The sequence below is a fragment of the Gordonia aurantiaca genome (genome assembly GCF_039939235.1).
GTDB lineage: Bacteria > Actinomycetota > Actinomycetes > Mycobacteriales > Mycobacteriaceae > Gordonia.
Genome location: NZ_JBDUUF010000001.1, coordinates 763,416 through 785,885 on the forward strand (window position 1 = coordinate 763,416; position 22,470 = coordinate 785,885).

At 67.7% G+C, this 22,470-nt stretch carries 15 protein-coding genes and 2 pseudogenes; 11 read left to right on the forward strand and 6 right to left on the reverse strand.

The features are described 5' to 3' along the window. Position 1 precedes the first annotated feature (1 nt). The 8 genes from ABFT43_RS03465 (at position 2) to ABFT43_RS03500 (ending at position 14,626) form a co-directional block, all read left to right on the forward strand. Positions 2–1,090: an MCE family protein gene (locus ABFT43_RS03465; RefSeq protein WP_040526906.1), complete on the forward strand. Its 1,089-nt coding sequence runs from the start codon at positions 2–4 to the stop codon at positions 1,088–1,090. Next, positions 1,090–2,484, forward strand: coding sequence for an MCE family protein (locus ABFT43_RS03470; protein ID WP_006900774.1), 1,395 nt, complete (start codon positions 1,090–1,092; stop codon positions 2,482–2,484). Before ABFT43_RS03465 ends, ABFT43_RS03470 begins: the two co-directional genes overlap by 1 nt. Then, positions 2,484–3,818: an MCE family protein gene (locus tag ABFT43_RS03475; RefSeq protein WP_347958979.1), complete on the forward strand. Its 1,335-nt coding sequence runs from the start codon at positions 2,484–2,486 to the stop codon at positions 3,816–3,818. The genes ABFT43_RS03470 and ABFT43_RS03475 overlap by 1 nt, the downstream gene beginning before the upstream one ends. Next, positions 3,815–5,056, forward strand: a complete 1,242-nt coding sequence (locus tag ABFT43_RS03480) for an MCE family protein (protein ID WP_006900776.1) — start codon at positions 3,815–3,817, stop codon at positions 5,054–5,056. The genes ABFT43_RS03475 and ABFT43_RS03480 overlap by 4 nt, the downstream gene beginning before the upstream one ends. An 88-nt stretch (positions 5,057–5,144) precedes the next feature. Further along, positions 5,145–5,810 (forward strand): hypothetical protein, encoded by a 666-nt coding sequence (locus tag ABFT43_RS03485; RefSeq protein ID WP_347958980.1) that lies wholly within the window; start codon positions 5,145–5,147, stop codon positions 5,808–5,810. Next, the gene (locus ABFT43_RS03490; protein WP_347958981.1) at positions 5,810–6,745 is read left to right on the forward strand and encodes a hypothetical protein; all 936 of its coding nucleotides are present in this window, start codon (positions 5,810–5,812) and stop codon (positions 6,743–6,745) included. Before ABFT43_RS03485 ends, ABFT43_RS03490 begins: the two co-directional genes overlap by 1 nt. 345 nt (positions 6,746–7,090) lie before the next feature. Next, entirely contained in the window at positions 7,091–10,579 is a 3,489-nt protein-coding gene (rpoB, locus tag ABFT43_RS03495) for a DNA-directed RNA polymerase subunit beta (protein ID WP_347958982.1), read from the forward strand. Positions 10,580–10,669: 90 nt separating this feature from the next. Beyond that, entirely contained in the window at positions 10,670–14,626 is a 3,957-nt protein-coding gene (locus tag ABFT43_RS03500; protein ID WP_347958983.1) for a DNA-directed RNA polymerase subunit beta', read from the forward strand. 78 nt (positions 14,627–14,704) lie between these two features. On the opposite strand, the gene ABFT43_RS03505 is transcribed toward ABFT43_RS03500, so the two are convergent. The 5 genes and pseudogenes from ABFT43_RS03505 to ABFT43_RS03525 all read right to left on the reverse strand — a co-directional run bounded on the left by ABFT43_RS03505 (position 14,705) and on the right by ABFT43_RS03525 (position 19,038). Beyond that, positions 14,705–15,703, reverse strand: a complete 999-nt coding sequence (locus ABFT43_RS03505) for an alpha/beta hydrolase (protein ID WP_347958984.1) — start codon at positions 15,701–15,703, stop codon at positions 14,705–14,707. A gap of 59 nt (positions 15,704–15,762) precedes the next feature. Then, positions 15,763–16,989, reverse strand: coding sequence for a glutaminase A (glsA, locus tag ABFT43_RS03510; protein WP_347958985.1), 1,227 nt, complete (start codon positions 16,987–16,989; stop codon positions 15,763–15,765). Positions 16,990–17,059: 70 nt separating this feature from the next. Further along, positions 17,060–17,434: a VOC family protein gene (locus ABFT43_RS03515; protein WP_347958986.1), complete on the reverse strand. Its 375-nt coding sequence runs from the start codon at positions 17,432–17,434 to the stop codon at positions 17,060–17,062. Positions 17,435–17,702: 268 nt separating this feature from the next. Then, positions 17,703–18,650, reverse strand: a complete 948-nt coding sequence (locus ABFT43_RS03520) for an AlbA family DNA-binding domain-containing protein (RefSeq protein WP_347958987.1) — start codon at positions 18,648–18,650, stop codon at positions 17,703–17,705. 165 nt (positions 18,651–18,815) lie between these two features. After that, positions 18,816–19,038 (reverse strand): annotated as a pseudogene (locus ABFT43_RS03525) (hypothetical protein). A 481-nt stretch (positions 19,039–19,519) separates the two neighbouring features. Between ABFT43_RS03525 and ABFT43_RS03530 the strand changes: the two are divergent. Further along, positions 19,520–19,771, forward strand: coding sequence for a hypothetical protein (locus tag ABFT43_RS03530; RefSeq protein WP_347958988.1), 252 nt, complete (start codon positions 19,520–19,522; stop codon positions 19,769–19,771). A 32-nt stretch (positions 19,772–19,803) separates the two neighbouring features. Here ABFT43_RS03530 and ABFT43_RS03535 read toward each other — a convergent pair whose 3' ends face one another. Then, complete coding sequence (locus tag ABFT43_RS03535) at positions 19,804–20,064, reverse strand: sigma factor-like helix-turn-helix DNA-binding protein (protein ID WP_347958989.1); 261 nt, start codon at positions 20,062–20,064, stop codon at positions 19,804–19,806. Positions 20,065–20,068: 4 nt separating this feature from the next. On the opposite strand from ABFT43_RS03535, the pseudogene ABFT43_RS03540 reads away from it, so the two are divergent. Both ABFT43_RS03540 and ABFT43_RS03545 read left to right on the forward strand, forming a co-directional pair. Next, positions 20,069–21,055, forward strand: a pseudogene (locus ABFT43_RS03540) (Hsp70 family protein); the annotation flags it as partial. 482 nt (positions 21,056–21,537) lie between these two features. Then, entirely contained in the window at positions 21,538–22,437 is a 900-nt protein-coding gene (locus ABFT43_RS03545) for a universal stress protein (protein WP_347958991.1), read from the forward strand. Positions 22,438–22,470 lie beyond the last annotated feature (33 nt).

The following is a 22,470-nucleotide window of genomic DNA, read 5'->3' on the forward strand; positions in this document are numbered from 1 at the left end:
GATGGCAGACGAGAACAGCACGAACGACGCCGGTGAGACCGGCGCCGCACAGCAGTCCGAGCAGCACCCCCATCGCCGTTTCGCGGGGCGGCGCAGCCCGGTCAGCATCGGCGCCATCGGCATCCTCATCATGGTGATGATGGGCCTGAGTGCCTTCTATCTGACCGACGTCCCGCTGCTGGGCGCGGGCGCGCGCTACACCGCGAAGTTCACCGAGGCCGCCGGACTGCGTCCCGGCAACGAGGTGCGCGTCGCGGGCGTGAAGGTCGGCGAGGTCGACAGCGTGAAACTCAACGGTGACCGCGTCGACGTCACCTTCAAGGTGCAGGACACCTGGATCGGTGACCAGACCCAGGCGTCGATCCAGATCAAGACGATCCTCGGTCAGAAGTACCTGGCGCTGAATCCGCGCGGCAGTAAGCCGGCCGATCCCGACGTCCCGCTGACCGACACGGTCGCGCCGTACGACGTGATCGAGGCGTTCTCCGCGGCGGCCGAGCAGATCGAGGACTTCGACAACAAGCAACTCGCCGATTCGATGCGGGTCCTGTCGGACGCCTTCTCGGGCACTCCGGCCAACGCCGGTCCCGCGCTCGAAGGCCTGGCGCGACTGTCGAACACCATCGCCAGCCGCGACCAGGAGGTGCAGAAGCTCCTCGACGCGACCAAGCAGACCTCGAAGATCCTGGCCGACCGCAACGAGGAGTTCGTGCGCCTCATCGGCGGTGCGGGCCAACTCCTCGACGAGTTGAACAAGCGGCAGCAGTCGATCTCCGCGCTGCTCGCGTCCACGACCAGCCTCGGCGACTCGCTGAGCGGCATCGTCCGCGACAACGAGGAGCAGATCGGGCCGGCTCTCGACGCACTGAAGGGCGTGAACGAACTGCTGACCCGTCAGAACCAGAACATCCGCGACACGATCAAGTACATGGCGCCGTTCTACCGGCTCTACGCCAACGTGCTCGGCAACGGTCGCTGGTTCGACCAGGTCGTCGTGAACCTGCTGCCGCCGGCGCTGCCGCAACAGAACACCACGCGGCCGCCGAACAAGAAGGTCATGGAGAACAACGGCGGAACGGGGGCAGGCTGATGACGGCACCAGATCTGACGCAGACCGCCGGCCCGGGCCGTTGGTTCACCCCGCGGCACATCGTGGTCACGGTTTTCGCGATCATCGTCGCGCTGGTCGTGGCGGGTGTGGGCTGGTGGGCGTTCTCGAACATCGGCACCACCAAGATCACCGCGACCTTCAAGAGCACCGTCGGCATCTACTCCGGTTCCGACGTGCGCATCCTCGGTGTGGCCGTCGGCAAGGTGGATTCGGTGGAGCCGCAGGGTGACAAGGTCAAGGTCACGATGACCGTCGACCGCGGCATCACCCTCCCCGAGGACGTCCGCGCGGTGCAGGTGATCCCGTCGGTCGTCGCCGACCGTTTCGTGCAGCTCACCCCGGCCTACTCCGGTGGGCCGAAGGCGCCGCGCGACATCACCCTCGGCGAGGACAAGACGATGGTGCCGGTGGAGGTCGACGAGCTCTACCGCAGCGTGAAGGAGCTGTCCGACGCCCTCGGTCCCGACGGCGCGAACAAGACCGACGGCACCGGCCGCGTGGGTGCGGTGAGCGAGCTCGTCGCGACCGGCGCGGCGAACCTGCAGGGCAACGGCGAGAAGCTCGGCGCGGCCATCGAGAACCTGTCGAAGGCGTCCACCACGCTGAGCGATTCGCGCGGCAACCTGTTCGACACCGTCAAGAACCTCAACACCTTCGTCGGTGCGCTGCGCGAGAACGACGCCCAGGTGCGTCAGTTCAACTCGCAGATGGCGTCGTTCAACCAGTTCCTCGCCGGCGAGCGCCAGCAGCTCGCGTCCTCGCTGAACAAGCTGTCGATCGCCCTGGGCGACGTGGCGGAGTTCCTCGAGGACAACCGCGAGCAGATCGGCGAGACGGTCCGCGACCTCAAGCCGACCACGCAGGCACTGCTCGACGAGAAGACCCACCTCAAGGAGGTCCTGACCGTCCTTCCGCTGGCGATGAACAACCTGATCAACGCCTACAACGCGGAGTCGGGCACGCTCGACCTGCGCCTGACGATCCCGGATCTGCAGGACCTGATCGGGGCCCAGTGCCGCCTGCTCGACCTCGGGCAGTTGCTGCCGGGCAACCCCCAGGCGACGCAGTTCTCCAACACCCTGCGTCCGCTGATCAACCAGTGTGAGGCGGTCGGCAAGCAGATCACCGACGGTGTGCTCGAGCCGATGCTGCCGGTGCTGCCCTTCGGCATCATGAGCGGCAACAAGCTCCAGAAGTACCCGGTGCCCGGCACGGTCCCCGGCAACCCGGACCCGCAGATCAACACGCCTGCGCCGTCGTCGGCGCGGAAGTCGACACCGAGGCCGGCGCCGTCCTCGAAGTCGCCGACCTCCAAGACGCCGGCGTCGAAGTCCGCGACCCCGACCACGAGCGCACCCCGGGGAGGCAACTGATGAACCGACGGTCCATGCGTATGGCGCTGGCCGGCGCGGTGCTCTCGTTGACGGTGATGGTGTCGGGCTGCATGTCCGGCGGCATCCAGTCGATCCCGCTCCCCGGCGGCGTCGACACCGGGTCGAACCCGCGCACCTACAAGATCCAGTTCGACGACGTGCTCGACCTGGTGCCGCAGTCGATGGTGAAGCAGAACGGCATCCCCGTCGGCCGCGTCACCAAGGTCGAGGTGCCGAAGGACGCCTGGTATGCCCAGGTCACGGTCCAGGTGAAGAACAGCGTCGATCTGTCCGACAAGGCCGAGGCCAGCGTTCAACAGACCAATCTGCTCGGTGAGAAGTTCGTGGCGCTCAGCGAGCCCGAGGGCAGCCAGAACGCGCCGCGGCAGAATCCGTCGCAGCCGATCCCGGCGTCGCGCACCCGGACCGCCACTGACATAGAGCAGGTGCTCGGTGCGCTGGCGATGCTGCTAACCGGCGGCGGCATCAATCAACTGCAGCCGATCGTGTCGGAGCTGAACAAGGTGCTCGACGGCCGCACCGACAAGGTGCGTGACCTGCTCGACGAGACCGAGGAGCTCATCGCGGGCCTCAACCGCCAGCGTGACGACATCATCACCGCGATCGACGGTCTCGCCGACCTGTCGGCGCGCGCCGAGAAGCAGACCACGCAGATCGACCGCATCCTCAAGCAGCTGCCCGAGGGCATCGAGGTGCTCGAGGAGCAGCGGCCGCAGTTCGTCGACCTGCTGACCAAGCTCGATCAGCTGGGTGAGGTGGGCACCGACATCCTCGGCAAGTCCCGCAAGGCGTTGATCAACGACCTGAAGGCGCTGCGCCCGGTGCTGACCGAGCTGGCCAAGGCCGCTCCGGACCTGATCACGGCGGCACCGCTGATGCTGACGCTTCCGTTCCCGGACTGGATCCTGCCGGCGGTCAAGGGTGACTCGGTCAACCTGTTCATGACGCTCGACCTGCGCCTGCTCAACCAGCTCGAGGCGCTCGGCGTGGGGCAGGGGACCCCGAAGTACTCGCCGAATGCCCGCGTGAACGTGCCGGTCAACCCGCGCAACCCGTACTACGACGGCAACGGTCCGCGGTACGGCTGGCCGACGATCACGCTGTTGCCACCGGGACCGAACTGGCGGCCGGGGCCGAACACCCCGCCGTCGGGTGGTACCTACCCGGCATCGTTCTCGCGCTCGACCGCCCAGGGCACCGGCCCGATGCCGACCCCGGCGGTCCCCGGACAGGGAATCCTCGACGGTCCGCTGTCCGCGATGGGTCTCAAGCCCGCGACGTCCGGTCAGGCATCCTCAGGAGCAGGTCGATGATCACGAAGTTCGTCAAGATCCAGCTCGCGGTGTTCGTCGTCGTCGGCCTCGTCGCGCTGGTCTACGTGGGTGCGAAGTACGCGCGGCTGGACAAGCTCGCGGGTGTGGGCATCTACACCGTCACCGCGGAGCTGCCCGACTCGGGCGGTATCTTCAGCAACGCCGAGGTCACCTACCTCGGCGTGCCGGTGGGCACCGTCGGCGCGCTGAACCTGACCAAGGACGGCGTGGACGTCGAGTTGCAGATCAACTCGGGCGCACCGAAGATCCCGGCGTCGGCGGTGGCCGTCGTCGCGTCGCGTTCGGCGATCGGTGAGCAGTACGTCGACCTGCAGCCGACCACCTCGTCGGGTCCGTACCTGAAGAACGGCGACGTGATCACCAAGTACCAGCTGCCCGAGCCGCTGGAGGACGTGGTCAAGTCGGCGATCGACTTCACCTCGTCGATCCCGGTCGAGGACCTGAACGTGGTCATCACCGAGCTCGGCAAGGCGTTCAACGGGCAGGGCGAGAACCTCACCCGCCTGGTGGACTCGCTGGGCAAGCTGTCGCGGGCCGGCGTCGACAACCTCTCCGAGGTAGTCGGGCTGATCCAGGACTCCAACGTGGTCCTGGAGACGCAGGCCGACCAGTCCGACGCCATCCTGAGCTGGTCGCGCAACATCAACCTGATCACCGCGACCCTCGCGACGTCGGATCCCGATCTGCGGCGCCTGCTCACCACCGGCACGCTGTCGGCGACCCAGATCTCGGAGCTGATCCAGAAGAACGGCAACGACATCTCCAAGGTCGTGAAGGACCTCGGCGAGGTGGCCCGGACGATCCAGCCGGTCACCTACAACACGTCGACCACCTTCGCGATGCTCTCGGCGCTGTCGGCGGGCAGCCACGCGCCGGCGCCGGGCGACGGTCAGATCCACTTCGGCGTCGTCCTGGAGACCAACAACCCGGTGTCGTGCACCAAGGGCTACGAGGGCACGCAGGCGATCATCGCGGAGATGAAGCGCAAGAACCCGAACTTCGACGTCCACTACGACGAGTTCCCGTTCAACACCGAGGCCACCTGCAAGGTCCCGTTCGGCAATCCGACCGGTGTCCGCGGTGCGGAGCGCGCGCAGTACGCCAACCCGGCGTACCCCCAGCCGTGGGACAAGACGCCGAAGAAGGACCCGGACAAGCTCAACCTCAACCCGATCGCCACGCAGCTCGCAGCGCTGCTCGGCGTCCGGCCCAAGTAACGACGCGCCCATCCAGGTCCCGGCGCACCGCATGTGCGGTACGTCGGGATTTGGGCTGCGCTCAGGAGTGATCGATACAGTGTCTGCGATGAGTGGCACCCCCGAGAAACCCGGCACCGCGCCCGGTTCGACCCAGCCCGGCTCGACCCCGACCGCGGGGGAGGGGACCGGCGCACGCTCGGCGTTGCTGCGGGTCGTCCCGTTGGCACTGTCGGTCGTCGCGGTGATCGCGGCGCTCGTGTGCGTCGTGGTCTTCGCGATCAGCGCGAGTGACGCGACCGAGGCCGAGACGGCCCGTGAGGACGCGACCCAGGCCGCCGAGCAGGCGGTCCTGAACATCACGACGATCGATCCGGCCGACCTCGACGAGTTCAAGCGACGCGTCGACGCCTCCCTCACCGGCCAGGCGAAGGACGAGGTCCTCGGCACCGGAGAGAAGAAGCCGGGGCAGCAACAGAACGTCCTCGAGATGCTGGCGGAGGCCGGCCCGGACGCCGCGAAGCTGTCCGCCCGCCTGTTGCGCAGCGCGCCGAGCGAGGTCAACGCCGAGGAGGAGAAGGCGAAGGTCCTCGTCTACGTCGTCACCACCCTGCAGCGGCCCGACCAGCCGCCGGTCGAGCAGACCCGCGGTTTCGACGTGAGCATGGTCAAGTCCGACGGTGCCTGGAAGGCCGAGAACGTCGTCGGACTCGAGGGAATCGAGTACGCCGATGCCGGCGGGGGCGCCGCACCGGCGCCGGAAGGGGGCAACTGATGGCGCGGACCCCGAAGAAGCCGACCGGTAGGAAGCAGCCGGAGAAGCGTCGGAAGACGCCGAAGATCGCCGGTCACGCCGGCACCCGCCCGACGGACCGGGCCCCCGAGGTCGGTAGGGCAGAGGTCGCCGAGACCGAGGCCACCACCCGGCCCTCGTCGGAGACGACCGAGAAGTCCCGGTCGGAGACGACCGAGAAGTCCCGGTCGGAGACGACCGAGAGGTCCCGGTCGGAGACGACCTCCGAATCACCGTCGGAGACGGCCTCCGAATCACCGTCGGAGACCTCGGCGGCCTCGGGCACCGTCGACCTGTCCAAGCCCAAGGCCCGCCCCGTCGCCCGCGTCTCGACGCTGCGTCCGCGATCCGAGAGTGCCGACACCGGCGCGCAGCCACGCCAGACCCGCGGGCCCGGACGCCCGTCGCAGACCGGTGACCGTCGCTGGTGGGCACTTCCCGCGATCCTGGCCGGCGTGGCGGCGATCCTCGCCGCGCTCGCCATCGTGCTGGCCTTCCAGCCGTGGCTCGGCTCCGACAAGGCGTTCATCGACGCCAAGGCGACGTCGCAGCTGACATCGCAGGCGCAGCAACGTATCTGCGCGATCTTCGGATACGAGTACACCGAGCTCGACGCCTGGCAGAAGCGCGCGCAGAACGCCCTGACCGGCAAGGCCCGCGAGGAGTTCGACAAGTCCTTCAAGGCCCAGCGGGACCTGATCACCCAGACCAAGACCGGCGCCGAGTGCCGGGTCGACGCGATCGGCGTCCGCGACCTCACCGGCGGCGGTGACGGCGCGCACGCGTCGGTCATCGCGAACCTGGTGATCAGCGAGACGCAGAACAGCATCGCCACCAACAGCGGTGCGCCGCGCGCCCAGTTCGCCATGGTCAAGGAGGGTGACACGTGGCGGATCGAGGCGGTCGAGCCCTTCTAGGCCGCCTCCGGGCCGGTGAGGTCGGGGACAGATTCGCGAAATTGGCGCGTACCGCTTGACGTTTGGGCGTCGACGGGACAGTCTGTCTCCAGCGATCGACGTGCAGGCAGCCATCCGCGCGGACATCGCTTCCAGATCGATTCACAGACGGCTTGACAAAGTGCGTCTATTTTCTGCTACAGTTGGACGTTGCGCTGGCTGCCTCCTGTCCATCTACCGATCCTTCTACGGCCACCTGTTCGTGTGTGCTGGTGTGATCGCCGATTTCAGGTTGCCACCAGCGAACGGCCCATCAAGCCACCACACATCTAGGTTGTGAATAACGTCGTGTTGGAAGGACGCATCTTGGCAGTCAACCGCCAGTCCACCTCAACAATCCCCGGCGCGCCGCATCGCGCGTCGTTTGCAAAGATCAGCGAGCCGCTGGAGGTCCCTGGCCTCCTCGATATCCAACTCGATTCGTTCGAATGGCTCGTCGGGTCACCGGAGTGGCGCGCCAAGGCGATCGCTCGCGGCGAGGAGAACCCGGTCGGCGGTCTGGAGGAGGTCCTCGCGGAGCTCTCCCCGATCGAGGACTTCTCGGGTTCGATGTCCCTGTCCTTCTCCGATCCGCACTTCGACGAGGTCAAGGCCTCCGTCGAGGAGTGCAAGGACAAGGACATGACCTACGCGGCGCCCCTGTTCGTCACCGCGGAGTTCATCAACAACAACACCGGTGAGATCAAGTCGCAGACCGTCTTCATGGGCGACTTCCCGATCATGACCGACAAGGGCAGCTTCATCATCAACGGCACCGAGCGTGTCGTGGTGAGCCAGCTCGTCCGCAGCCCTGGTGTGTACTTCGACGCCGCCGTCGACAAGGCCACCGAGAAGACCCTCCACACCGTCAAGGTGATCCCGGGTCGCGGCGCCTGGCTCGAGTTCGACGTCGACAAGCGCGACACCGTCGGTGTCCGCATCGACCGCAAGCGCCGCCAGCCGGTCACCGTCCTGCTCAAGGCCCTCGGCTACACCAACGAGGAGATCACCGAGCGGTTCGGCTTCTCCGAGATCATGATGTCGACCCTGGAGAAGGACAACACCGCCAACCAGGACGAGGCGCTGCTCGAGGTCTACCGCAAGCTGCGTCCGGGCGAGCCCCCGACCAAGGAGTCGGCGGAGAACCTCCTGGAGAACCTGTTCTTCAAGGAGAAGCGCTACGACCTCGCTCGCGTGGGCCGCTACAAGATCAACAAGAAGCTCGGCCTGACCGCCAACCCGATGACCGGCGAGACCACGCTGACCCGCGAGGACATCGTCACCACCGTCGAGTACCTGGTGCGTCTGCACGAGGCCGATCCGCACACCACCACCTACATGACCGGCCCGGGTGGGGTCGAGGTGCCCGTCGAGGTCGACGACATCGACCACTTCGGCAACCGTCGCCTGCGCACCGTCGGCGAGCTGATCCAGAACCAGATCCGCGTCGGCCTGTCGCGTATGGAGCGGGTCGTGCGCGAGCGCATGACCACCCAGGACGTCGAGGCGATCACGCCGCAGACCCTGATCAACATCCGTCCCGTCGTGGCGGCGATCAAGGAGTTCTTCGGCACCAGCCAGCTGTCGCAGTTCATGGACCAGAACAACCCGCTCTCGGGTCTGACCCACAAGCGTCGCCTGTCGGCGCTGGGCCCGGGCGGTCTGAGCCGCGAGCGCGCCGGCCTCGAGGTCCGCGACGTCCACCCGTCGCACTACGGCCGCATGTGCCCGATCGAGACCCCTGAGGGTCCGAACATCGGTCTGATCGGTTCGCTCTCGGTGTACGCGCGGGTCAACCCGTTCGGCTTCATCGAGACCCCGTACCGCAAGGTCGTCGACGGTGTCGTCACCGACGAGATCGAGTACATGACCGCCGACGAGGAGGACCGCTACCTCATCGGCCAGGCGAACACGAACTTCGACTCCGACGGCCGCATCACCGACGAGCGCGTGCTCGTCCGTGAGAAGGGCTCCGAGGTCAAGTTCGTCAGCCCGAAGGAGGTCGCGTACCTCGACGTCTCGCCGCGCCAGATGGTGTCGGTCGCGACGGCGATGATCCCGTTCCTCGAGCACGACGACGCGAACCGCGCCCTCATGGGTGCGAACATGCAGCGTCAGGCGGTGCCGCTGCTGCGCAGCGAGTCGCCGCTGGTCGGCACCGGCATGGAGCTGCGTGCCGCCGTCGACGCCGGTGACGTCATCGTCTCCGCCAAGACCGGTGTGGTCGAGGAGGTCTCGGCCGACTACATCACCGTCATGGCCGACGACGGCACCCGCGACACCTACCGCCTGCGCAAGTTCGCCCGCTCGAACCACGGCACGTGCGCCAACCAGCGCCCGATCGTGGACGAGGGCCAGCGCGTGGAGGCCGGCCAGGTCCTCGCCGACGGCCCCTGCACCGAGAACGGTGAGATGGCGCTCGGCAAGAACCTGCTCGTGGCGATCATGCCGTGGGAGGGCCACAACTACGAGGACGCGATCATCCTGAGCCAGCGCCTCGTGGAGGAGGACGTGCTCACCTCTATCCACATCGAGGAGCACGAGATCGACGCCCGTGACACCAAGCTCGGCGCCGAGGAGATCACCCGGGACATCCCGAACGTCTCCGACGAGGTCCTCGCCGACCTCGACGAGCGCGGCATCGTCCGCATCGGTGCCGAGGTCCGCGACGGCGACATCCTGGTCGGCAAGGTCACCCCGAAGGGCGAGACCGAGCTGACCCCGGAGGAGCGCCTGCTCCGTGCGATCTTCGGTGAGAAGGCCCGCGAGGTGCGCGACACCTCGCTGAAGGTGCCGCACGGCGAGACCGGCAAGGTCATCGGCGTCCGCGTGTTCAGCCGCGAGGACGACGACGATCTGCCCCCGGGCGTCAACGAGCTGGTCCGCGTATACGTGGCCCAGAAGCGCAAGATCCAGGACGGCGACAAGCTGGCCGGCCGCCACGGCAACAAGGGCGTCATCGGCAAGATCCTCCCGCAGGAGGACATGCCGTTCCTGCCCGACGGCACCCCGGTCGACATCATCCTGAACACCCACGGCGTGCCGCGTCGTATGAACATCGGCCAGATCCTGGAGACCCACCTCGGGTGGATCGCCAAGGCCGGTTGGAACATCGACGTCGCCGGTGGCGTCCCCGAGTGGGCCGAGAACCTGCCCGAGGACATGTACTCGGCGCCGCCGAACACCAAGACCGCGACCCCGGTGTTCGACGGTGCGCGCGAGGAGGAGCTGACCGGACTGCTGTCCTCGACTCTCCCCAACCGCGACGGCGAGGTGATGGTCAACGGAGACGGCAAGGCGATCCTGTACGACGGTCGCTCCGGCGAGCCGTTCCCGTACCCGGTGGCGGTCGGCTACATGTACATCATCAAGCTGCACCACCTGGTCGACGACAAGATCCACGCCCGTTCGACCGGTCCGTACTCGATGATCACCCAGCAGCCGCTCGGTGGTAAGGCGCAGTTCGGTGGCCAGCGCTTCGGTGAGATGGAGTGTTGGGCCATGCAGGCGTACGGCGCGGCCTACACCCTGCAGGAGCTGCTGACCATCAAGTCGGACGACGTCGTCGGCCGCGTGAAGGTCTACGAGGCCATCGTCAAGGGCGAGAACATCCCCGAGCCGGGCATCCCCGAGTCGTTCAAGGTGCTCCTCAAGGAGCTCCAGTCGTTGTGCCTGAACGTCGAGGTGCTCAGCTCCGACGGTGCGGCCATCGAGATGCACGACTCCGACGACGAGGACCTGGAGCGCGCCGCGGCCAACCTCGGCATCAACCTGTCGCGTAACGAGTCGGCCACGGTCGACGACCTCGCGAACTGATTGATCCTCACCAACTCGGGCCGGGTTGCCGGTCGTCCGCCACGACCGGCAGCCCGACCCACTGACAACAGAGCTCTGGAAAGGTAACAAGTGCTCGACGTCAACTTTTTCGACGAACTCAAGATCGGCCTGGCCACGGCCGACGATATTCACAACTGGTCGTACGGTGAGGTCAAGAAGCCGGAGACGATCAACTACCGCACGCTGAAGCCGGAGAAGGACGGCCTGTTCTGCGAGAAGATCTTCGGACCGACTCGCGACTGGGAGTGCTACTGCGGCAAGTACAAGCGCGTCCGCTTCAAGGGCATCATCTGTGAGCGCTGCGGCGTCGAGGTGACCAAGGCCAAGGTGCGCCGTGAGCGCATGGGCCACATCGAGCTCGCCGCCCCGGTCACGCACATCTGGTACTTCAAGGGTGTGCCGAGCCGTCTCGGCTACCTGCTCGACCTGGCGCCGAAGGATCTCGAGAAGATCATCTACTTCGCCGCCTACGTGATCACCGCGGTCGACGACGAGCTGCGCCACAACGAGCTGTCGACGCTCGAGGCCGAGATGGAGGTCGAGAAGAAGGCGATCGCCGACCAGCGCGACGCCGACCTCGCCGAGCGCCAGAAGAAGCTCGAGCAGGATCTCGCCGAGCTCGAGGCCGAGGGTGCCAAGGCGGACGTGCGCCGCAAGGTGCGTGACGGCGCCGAGCGCGAAATGCGTCGGATGCGCGACGCCGCGCAGCGTGAGCTCGACGCGCTCGAGGAGATCTGGGACAAGTTCACCAAGCTCGCCCCGGGCGACCTCATCATCGACGAGAAGGTCTACCGCCAGCTCGAAGAGCGCTACGGCGAGTACTTCCAGGGCGCGATGGGCGCCGAGGCGATCAAGAAGCTCCTCGAGAACTTCGACATCGACGCCGAGGCCGAGGCACTTCGCGAGACCATCCGCACCGGTAAGGGCCAGAAGAAGCTCCGTGCTCTCAAGCGACTGAAGGTCGTCGCCGCGTTCCAGCAGTCGGGCAACTCGCCGCTGGGCATGGTCCTCGACGCCGTGCCGGTGATCCCGCCGGAGCTGCGTCCGATGGTCCAGCTCGACGGTGGCCGCTTCGCCACCTCGGACCTGAACGACCTGTACCGTCGCGTGATCAACCGCAACAACCGCCTCAAGCGACTGATCGACCTCGGCGCGCCCGAGATCATCGTCAACAACGAGAAGCGGATGCTGCAGGAGTCGGTCGACGCACTGTTCGACAACGGCCGTCGCGGTCGTCCGGTCACCGGTCCGGGCAACCGTCCGCTGAAGTCGCTGTCGGATCTGCTCAAGGGCAAGCAGGGTCGTTTCCGTCAGAACCTGCTCGGCAAGCGCGTCGACTACTCGGGCCGTTCGGTCATCGTCGTCGGTCCGCAGCTGAAGCTGCACCAGTGCGGTCTGCCGAAGCTGATGGCTCTCGAGCTGTTCAAGCCGTTCGTGATGAAGCGCCTGGTCGACCTGAACCAGGCCCAGAACATCAAGTCGGCCAAGCGCATGGTCGAGCGTCAGCGCCCCGCGGTGTGGGACGTCCTCGAAGAGGTGATCGCCGAGCACCCGGTCCTGCTGAACCGTGCTCCGACCCTGCACCGCCTCGGTATCCAGGCCTTCGAGCCGCAGCTGGTCGAGGGCAAGGCCATCCAGCTGCACCCGCTGGTGTGTGAGGCCTTCAACGCCGACTTCGACGGTGACCAGATGGCCGTGCACCTGCCGCTGAGCGCGGAGGCGCAGGCCGAGGCCCGCATCCTGATGCTGTCGAGCAACAACATCCTGTCGCCGGCGTCGGGTCGCCCGCTCGCCATGCCGCGTCTGGACATGGTGACCGGTCTGTACTACCTGACCACCCTCAAGGAGGGTGCGAAGGGCGAGTACCAGCCGGCCACCGAGAACGACGTCGAGCGCGGCGTCTACTCGAGCCCGGCCGAGGCCATCATGGCCGTCGACCGTGGCCAGCTGACCGTTCAGTCGCGCATCAAGGTGCGCCTGACCGAGCTGCGTCCGCCGGCCGACGTCGAGGCCGAGCTGTTCCCGGAGGGATGGCGTTACGGCCAGCCGTGGACCACCATCACCACGCTGGGCCGCGTGCTCTTCAACGAGCTGCTGCCCGTCGAGTACCCGTACGTCGACGAGCAGATGCCGAAGAAGCGTCAGGCCGCGATCATCAACGATCTCGCCGAGCGCTACCCGATGATCGTGGTCGCCCAGACCGTCGACAAGTTGAAGGACGTCGGCTTCTACTGGGCCACCCGTTCGGGCGTGACCGTGTCGATGGCCGACGTGCTCGTGCCGCCGCAGAAGAAGGAGATCCTCGAGCGTTACGAGGAGCGCGCCGACGGCCTGGAGCGCAAGTTCCAGCGCGGTGCCCTCACGCCGGACGAGCGTCGTGACGCCCTCGTGGAGATCTGGAAGCAGGCCACCGAGGAAGTCGGTAAGGCCATGGAGGAGTACTACCCCGACGACAACCCGATCACGATGATCCCGAAGTCGGGTGCGACGGGCAACATGACCCAGGTCCGCAACCTGTCGGGCATGAAGGGTCTGGTGACCAACCCGAAGGGCGAGTTCATCCCGCGTCCGATCAAGTCCTCGTTCCGCGAGGGCCTGACCGTGGCCGAGTACTTCATCAACACCCACGGCGCCCGAAAGGGTCTGGCGGACACCGCACTCCGTACCGCCGACTCGGGTTACCTGACCCGTCGTCTGGTGGACGTCTCGCAGGACGTCATCGTGCGCGAGCACGACTGTGGCACCGAGCGCGGCATCACCGTCTCGCTGGGTGAGAAGCAGCCCGACGGCTCGATCATCCGGGACGCGCACGTCGAGACCTCGGCGTACGCCCGCACCCTGGCCGCCGACGCGGTCGACGCGGACGGCAACGTCATCGTCGAGCGTGGTCACGACCTGGGCGATCCGGCCATCGAGGCATGCCTCGCCGCCGGCATCACGCAGGTCAAGGTGCGTTCGGTCCTTACCTGTGGCACCGGCACCGGCGTCTGCGCCATGTGCTACGGCCGTTCGATGGCGACCGGCAAGCTCGTCGACATCGGCGAGGCCGTCGGTATCATCGCCGCCCAGTCGATCGGTGAGCCCGGTACCCAGTTGACGATGCGTACGTTCCACCAGGGTGGCGTCGGTGACGACATCACCGGTGGTCTGCCGCGAGTCCAGGAGCTCTTCGAGGCCCGCGTCCCCAAGGGCGTCGCGCCGATCGCGGAGGTCTCCGGCCGGGTCCGTCTCGAGGACGACGACCGCTTCTACAAGATCACGATCATCCCGGACGACGGTTCGGAAGAGGTCGTCTACGACAAGATCTCGAAGCGTCAGCGTCTGCGCGTGTTCAAGCACGACGACGGCACCGAGCGTCTCCTCGCCGACGGTGACCACGTCGAGGTCGGCCAGCAGCTCATGGAGGGCTCGGCCAACCCGCACGAGGTCCTGCGCGTCATGGGTCCGCGTCAGGTGCAGATCCACCTGGTCAACGAGGTCCAGGAGGTCTACCGCAGTCAGGGCGTGTCGATCCACGACAAGCACATCGAGACCATCGTGCGTCAGATGCTGCGTCGCGTGACGATCATCGACCACGGTTCCACCGAGTTCCTGCCCGGCTCGCTCGTCGAGCGCGCCGAGTTCGAGGCGGAGAACCGTCGCGTCGTCGCCGAGGGTGGCGAGCCGGCTGCCGGCCGCCCGGTCCTGATGGGTATCACCAAGGCCTCGCTGGCGACCGAGTCGTGGCTGTCAGCGGCGTCGTTCCAGGAGACCACGCGTGTCCTGACCGACGCGGCGATCAACAGCCGCAGCGACAAGCTGATCGGTCTGAAGGAGAACGTGATCATCGGTAAGCTGATCCCGGCCGGTACCGGTATCAACCGCTACCGGAACATCCAGGTCCAGCCCACCGAAGAGGCACGTGCCGCGGCCTACGCGGTGCCGTCGTACGACGACACCTACTACAGCCCGGACGGCACCTTCGGTGCTCCGGCCGGCGCTGCGGTGCCGCTGGACGACTATGGCTTCTCCAACGACTACCGGTGAGTCGACCGAGCCTGTAGCTCTCTGACGAAATGCCCTCGCATCCATTGGGTGCGAGGGCTTTTCGCTGCTCCGGGTTGCTCAGCGCGCGGAAAGCGTGGTGACGGTGCGGGTCGCGACCAGCAGGTCGTAGTAGTCGCCGCCGGGGTAGTGGGTCGGGGTCACCGAGTTCGTCACCATGTCCGACGACCATCCGATCGCCAGGTTCCGGATGACCCGACCGTTGCGGGGGCGTGGGACGGCGAGCTCGGACAGCTCGCCGACGAGATCGGTCGAGTCCCCCTCCGCGTCGATGTGGATGCCGGTGACCAATTGCGCACCCAGGAATCGCCGGCGCGTCGTCCGCTGGAGCAGTGAGACCCCGGACCCGAAGGAGTTGGACAGCGACGGCTGCGACGCGATCACCCGGACCGGGAGATCGTCGTCTCCGAGAGATGTTGCGGCCGAGGCGAAGTGCGTGCCGAAGAACGAATTCACCGGATCGAACAGCATGAGTCCGGCCAGTCGTCGATAGGCCGCCGGGTCCGAGCGGCGCAGCGCGTCGGCCGCCACGACCACGAACTCGCCGCCCGCGGAATGCCCGGCGAAGACCATCCGGTACGGCACCGTCACGTCGGGTCGGCGCGCGGCATCCCGAGCGCGGCGAAGGCCGGTCGCGAGCGAAGTGCCGGTGTCGGCGCCGGAGCCGAACACCCCGCCGATGGTTTGCGCGAATGCCGCGTTGTCGACGACGTTGTACGCGACGGCGCACCCGCCGAGGTTGACCGAGTCCAGTGTCGGGCTCGCGACGAGGAAACCTGCGGCCGCATACGCACGAGCGAGGGCGTCGAGGTTGGCCGCGGTCCGGGAGAAGCCGTGCTGCAGCCACACCAGCGCCGACGGGCGGCCGGGCGGGAAGTACCAGCGCACGGCGACCCGGATGGGCGTGCCGGCGCATTCGGTGGCGACGGAGGACGTCGACATGTCCACGCGGGGGTGGGAGACGGGTGTGGCCACCGCAGTCGACGGCGCCAGACCGAGTACGACGACGATCGCCGCGAGAACCGCGATCAAGGGCCCGCGGGCCGGTGTGCCCGTCATCGGCCCAGTGTAAGAGCCATCCGCGTCCCTACGGTGCCGTTCTCGCCGAAGCGCTCGGCCTATTGTTCGTCGACGCCGTCCCGGTCGTCGGGGCCGCTGTCCATGAGATCGTTGGGATCCTCGATGCGCGCGTCGTACTCGTCGCCGAGGCGTTTCGCGACCTCGCGGAGCAGTCCGCGCGCGGCGTCGTCCATGACCCGGACGTGGGTGAGGTCGAGGACCACCTTGTCGGTCGGAAATCCCTGGCACGCACGGCTTGCGATGATCTCCGCGCCGGCGAAGCGGACGTCGCCCTGGAGCTCGACGACCGTCTCGCCGTCGCGCTGCTCCACGGACCGCAGCGCGGGCATGCCCGACGGGGCGACGTGCATCATGTGCAGTTCCATGTCGCGCGAGAGTCGTTCGAAGACAGCGACTCCGCGGGTCGAGTTGCCCTGCTCGTCGAGCCTCGGCGACCAGACCGCGACACCGATCTGACCGGGCAGGACACCCAGGATCGCTCCGCTCACACCGCTTTTCGCGGGAATTCCGACCTTGGTCATCCAACTGCCGGAACCGTCGTACATGCCGCAGGTGGCCATCACCGACAACAAGTGCCGGGTGATCCACCCTTCGAGCAGCCGCTCGTCGTTCTTCGTGGTGGACAGTCCGCCGTTGGCGAGAACCGACCCCATGACCGCGAGGTCGCGGCAGGTGACGGTGATCGCGCACTGCGCCGCGTAGCCGTCGACGACCTCCTCGGGTTCGTAGTCGAGTTTGCCGGCCGACCGGAGAAGGTAGGCGAGCGCGGTGTTGTGGTCGTCCGATGCCATCTCGGCGTCGCGCATGGCCTCGTCGATGCCGAGTTCGCGTCCGGTGAGGGTGCTGACGAGGTCGGCGATGCGCTCGACCCGTTCGGTGGCGTCCCCGCCGTCGACCATCGCGTGGACCGCGATGGCGCCGGCGTTGATGAGCGCGTTGCGGGGTCGCCCGGTCTCGGCTTCGAGCGAGATCTCGTTGAAGGCGTCACCCGAGGGTTCGGTGTCGACGCGGTCGAGCACGGCGTCGAGTCCCCGGTCGCGCAGGGCGAGCGCGTAGGCCGGCAACTTGGCGATGGATTGCATCGAGAACTCGTGGTCGGCGTCGCCGGCGGTGTAGACGGTGCCGTCGACGGTGGCCAGCGCGATCCCGAACGACGACGGGTCGGCCTTCTCGAGTTCCCGGTTGCCGGTCATGACTGTCCCGCCGTCGGCGTCGCGGTAGTCGTTGAGGACCTGTTCGAGATAGTCGTCGATGGGGGATCGCATAACCAACCGTAGCCGTGACGACCGTGTCAGCCTGCGTTGTCCCGGTTGTGCGGTCCCAGATCGGTGCAGCTCAATTGTTGTCGCGGTACGGCAGATACTGGGCCGACCACTGATTGCCGTCGGGGTCGGTGAAGTAGACGAAGTGGCCCCACGGCTGGATGTCGACCTCGCTCGCGTCGACGCCGGCGGCCAGCAGCTGCTCGCGTGCGGCCTCGATGTCGGTGACGCAGATGATGAGCGGGCCGGTGGTGCCGGGCTCGCGGTCGGTGATCCCCTTGCCGAAGGCGATCGAGCAGTCCGAACCGGGCGGGGTCATCTGGATGAACCGGATCTCCTCGCTCACGGTGTGGTCGGCGTCGGCGTGGAAGCCGATCGACTCGTAGAACGCCTTGGTGCGGTCGGGGTCGGTGACGGGCAGGGTGACGACTTCGAGCGTCCAGTTCACGGGTCCTCCAGGTGGCTTCGGTGGTGATGTGGGTCCACTGTCCCAGCCATCGAGGACGATTTCGGTCCGCTTTCGACACCGGTGCAATCGGGCGTCGTCGGGCGGTCCCCGCCACCGCCCACCGGCGGCCACGAACCCCCGACCGTCACCGCATGAGGCGGCGGAACCACCCGCGGCAGAAGGAGATGTCGTCCCGCCCGAGCAGGTTCGAAGGGTGATGTGCCCGTCTGAAGGAGTCGACGGGGACGGAGCTTCGGAACAGCCGGGCCTAGACCGCGGAGAATCGCACCGCGGCCCGTACCTGAGCGGCCAGCGCCTGACCGGCGCCGAGGGGCCAGCGGTGCATGATGTAGTCCGCCGCCTGGTCGACCGACAGCTGTCGCGACGAGTTGCCGGCGCGAACCCAGAATTCCGGCTGCGCGTTGTTCTTCGCGGGCCGCAGGTACACCGGCCGCGGGGACGGGGTGCACTCGACGCGGCAGACCAGCGCCTCGGTGGGCGCGGCCTTCGCCTCTTCGCCGCGGTCCTCGGAGGGCACGGGCACCGTCTCGAAGAAGATCCCGACCTCGGCGGCGATGCTCTGCCCCAGCATCGAGGTCAAGGTGTCCCGCAGCCACAGCTCGAACCGGTCGGTGTCGGGGTGGCGCAGCGTGGTGAAGTCGGCGTCGAGGCCCAGGGGTGTGCCATGGTCGTCGACACCGATCAGCAGGTTCCCGCCGTCGGAGTTGAGGAACGCTGCGACCGTCTTGACGATCACCTGCTCCATCGCGGCGTCGCGCTGGCCGGTGTGCAGGTTGACCCGGGCCGTGGATTTGAACTCGAGCTGTTCGGATTCCCCTGCGGCGAGGAGCTCTGGCACCGAGATGTCGGTCTGGCTCTGCAGCCGGGCGGCGATGGTTCCGTAGGCGCCGACGGCGATGACCGAACTGATCAGGCCGAGCAGGATGGTCACCGGGTGCCAGATCGTCATGCGGTGATCGATGGCGCCCGCGATGAACAGGCCGACGGCGGTGCCGAGGATCGACAACACCATCGACGTCGTCGCGTTCAGGCGGGCGCGACGACGCAACAGCCAGCGCGCGATCGCGCCGAAGAGCCAGGCGAGGGCGAGCACCAACACGAGTGCGGTCGCGGTCGCCCAGACGGGCACGGCGAACTCCAGCGAGCCGATGGTTCCGCGGTCGTGGTCGGCCAGGAGGGGCAGGTCTGTTCGCACCCGATCAGTATGACGAACCGGACCTGCACGTCTGCCCGCATCCCGGCTCCCGGGTGTCGCCGGTGTCGACGGTCGACAGACGGCGAAATCCCGGCCGCGGGTTCGCGACCGGGATCAACCGGAGAGTGGTCTTGTGGACCTGTGGGAGTCGAGCGCCGGTAGCCGTCAGGCGAGGTCGCCGCTGTCGATGCTGCCGAAGGCGCCCACCTCGACATTGCCCTGATCGTCGATGGCGGTGTCGAAGGTGCCGTCGCCGTCCGTGTCGGCGACCGCGTGGTCGGTGTCGTAGGCGATCGAGTCCGGTCGACCGTCCGTCGGTCAGCGCGGCGTCGGTGACTCCGTCGCCATCGGTGTCGAGGAGGACGGCGTCCTCGGGGATGTTGCTCATGGCGGGTTCCTTCCGGAATGTGGTGTTTTCTCGTGCTCTGGTGATTGGAGGAGAACCGGCTCGACTTTGTTCCCCGGGAGTGTTCGGATCGTCGTCGATCAGCCGTTCAGATGACCTGATCCGTCGGTGGGCACCGCATGGGCCTAGGTCTGCACCGCAGGCGCCTCCCGTGATTCAGCGACCAAGAAGCCCACCACGCAGCCGGGTTCCGCGGGCGGTGCATACGGCGGTGTCACTCGGGTGGGGGAATTCCGGCCGCGTTCGGGGTCGTCGACGACCAGGCGTGCGACGGTGGGGACATGACGATGTCCAGATGCGGTGCGCGGATCGGGATGGCGATCGCGGCGCTCGCCGCGTCGGTCGTGGGAGTGGGGGTGGGGCACGCCGAGACCCCGAGCAGCACAGGTCTGTACGCCGGGCTGCCGGCACCTCACCTGGTTGCCGCCGAACCGGTGCTCGGACGCGCCGACAACCAGACTCGGTGGGATACGGAACCGCCCGTCCGAGTCAGCTGTCGCTGAACTCGTTGTGCGCCAACACGATCGTGAAGGTCACCTGGTCGTCGTGGGGCGGCCCGCAGGCGGAGGGACGCGGCGTGATGTGCGCCTACGCCGGTGATCCTGATACCGGCGGAGCGGTGCGGCTCACCGCCGGGGATCTCGGTGACTGCCACGGCCGTCTCGCGTATCGCGAATTGTGGATCGACGGCAGGCCCGGCTGGAAGGTGTGCTGACGGAGGTGCGCTGATGGAGGGCTCGGTGGCTGCTACCGCAGATCCGCCAGCAACTCCGACAGGATCGACCGCGCCCGCGAGATCCGGCTGCGCACGGTCTGCAGTCCGATGCCCTGGACCTCGGCGATGTCCGAGTAGCTGAGCTCGCCGTACACGCGTAGCACGAAGGTCGCGCGGTATGCGTCCGGGATCCGGGCGAGGGCTTCGCGGATGCGGTCGGAGACGACGACCTGCTGTGCCACGTCGAGGGCGGCGAACGCCTGCTGGTCCCCGGCGCGGGCGCGTCTGCGCATCGCCGAATCCTTCGCCGCTGCTTGGAATTACGTGTATCAAGGACACGACGTGTCGGGTGACGAGCGGATGTGCGTCTTCGACTTCGGCGCCGGTACCTGCGACGTCGCGGTACTCGTGCGCGACGGTGTCGACGGATTCACCGTCACCGGTTCCGGCGGCGACAACAACTTCGGCGGCCGCGACCTCGACGCCCGGCTCGCCAGGTGGGTGCTCGACGAGGCGGCCGAACTCGACCCCGAACTGCCGCAACGGCTTCGCGCCCTGGCGGCGATGATCGCCCTCGCCGATCACGTCCGCACCGCCAAGGAGGCCCTCTCCGACACCGCGCAGGCGGTCGTCGAACTCCCCGGCACCGGACGCACGCTGCTGCTCACCCGACGCGAGTTCGAGGCGATGATCACCCCGTTCGTCGACCGCGCCGTCGAACTCACCCGCGACGCCATCGCGCGTGCCGATTCCGCCGGCACCGGACCCAAGGGCCCGGTCAACGTCTACGTCACCGGCGGCACCCAGCAGCATCGCGATGCTGCAGTCGGCGCTGGCGGCCGTCGGTCGCGTGGCCCGGATCGGGGACCCGAAGGTCGTCGTCGCCCAGGGCGGGCTGCTGCGCTCCACCAACGTCGTCCCCTTGGCGCCCGTGTCGGGATCGGGACCACCGCCGGGACCCGGAACGCCGTCCGAACCGGCAACACCGCCGGCGGGCCGGGAACGGGTCACCGCGTCGCATTCCCGAACATGCCGTCGGGATCGGTCATCGCCGGGGTCCTCGTCCGGTCCGGGCAATCCGTGCGCGCCGGTGAACCGCTCGCCACCCTCGACACCCCGCAGGGCCGGCTCGCCCTCGACGCCCCGATGTCCGGCACCCTGCATGGCGTCGACCTGCGGGTCGGGATCGTCGCCCGGCCCGGCGTGGTGTTCGCGGCCATCGGCCCCGCCGACCTGCGGCCCGAGCAGTGGCCGCAACTGCACCGGGTCCCCGCGGGTGTCTCTGTCGCGCCGGCCGGGATCGCCGTTTGCAGGCCCACCGGCGGCACCGGGTCAGCACATCCCCGTCGGTCGGGCACCCGGTCAAGCGGCTCTCGGCAACAGGTGCCGGCACCGGCGCGGCTCCAGTCGCCACGACAACAGATGCACCGGGCCCGGGCCCTCCGATCGGGCCCAGCCCACGACGAACGGCTCCGGCCGCACCGTCTTCGTGGTCTCCGCGATCCTCGGCGGTCTCGTCGTCACCCTGGTCGTCCTCATCGTGCTGCTGGCCGCCTGAACCGGACGTCTGGCCACCTGCGTCGTCGACCGGGACCTTCGGCACCCCTTCGATGACTTTCGACTCCGGTCCCGTCATCCACCACACGGTGACGATGAAAAGTACGACGATGAAAAGTACGACGATGAAAAGTACGACGATGGAAGTACGGGACCGGACGCGGACAGATCGGGGAGTCTCGCGCAGATCGCCAGCGGAGGAGATCGGCATGACACATCCACTCACCGACCCACAGGCGCCGATCGTCGTCGGAGTCGACGGCTCGGAATGCTCGCAGATGGCCGTCGATTGGGCGGTGGGAGCGTGCCTCCGCGAGAAACGGCCGCTGCGCGTGCTCTCCGCGGTGGGAACCGTCCCGTACGCCTACGCTCCGACCGCGATGATGACCGCGGACGTGGTGATGGGTGCGATGCAGGCCGACGCCCGGCGCGCCGTCGACGCCGCGGTCAACCACGTCCGTGACCTCGCGCCCGACCTGCACGTCGACGGCCGGGTCGTCGGCGGCACCCCGCAACTCGCGCTCCGGCACGCGTCGGGCGAGGCGCACAAGCTGGTCGTCGGACGACGCGGACTCGGCGGTGTCCGCGGACTGCTCCTCGGTTCGGTCAGCGCTGACGCCGCTGCGCACGCCGAATGTCCGGTGGTGATCGTCGGCGGCCCACCCCCGACCGTCGGACCCGTCGTCGTCGGCGTCGACGCGTCCCCGATCTCGGTCACGGCAATCGCGCATGCCTTCGCGCAGGCGGACCTGCTGCAGACGTCGGTGCTCGCGGTGCACGGCATCGGCATCACCAACGCCCCGTTGCGTGGACAGGACGACACGGTCGTCACGAATCTCCGCACCGAAGCCGAGGAGATGCTCGGCGAGATGCTCGCAGGCTTCCCGGAGGACTACCCCGACGTGAAGATCGAACGCCGTGTCGGGATGGGTTCGCCCGCCGCCGAGATCGTCGACGCCGCGGCGACGGCGCAGCTCGTCGTCGTCGGTACCCGCGGCCGGGGCGGCTTCCGCGGTCTGCTGCTCGGTTCCACGAGTCGGGCGGTCGCGCAGGTCGCGCCGTGTCCGGTGATGGTCACCCACACCGCACCCGCGCAGGCAACCACATAACCCGGGGGGCACGCAACAGGATCGGTGAGACAC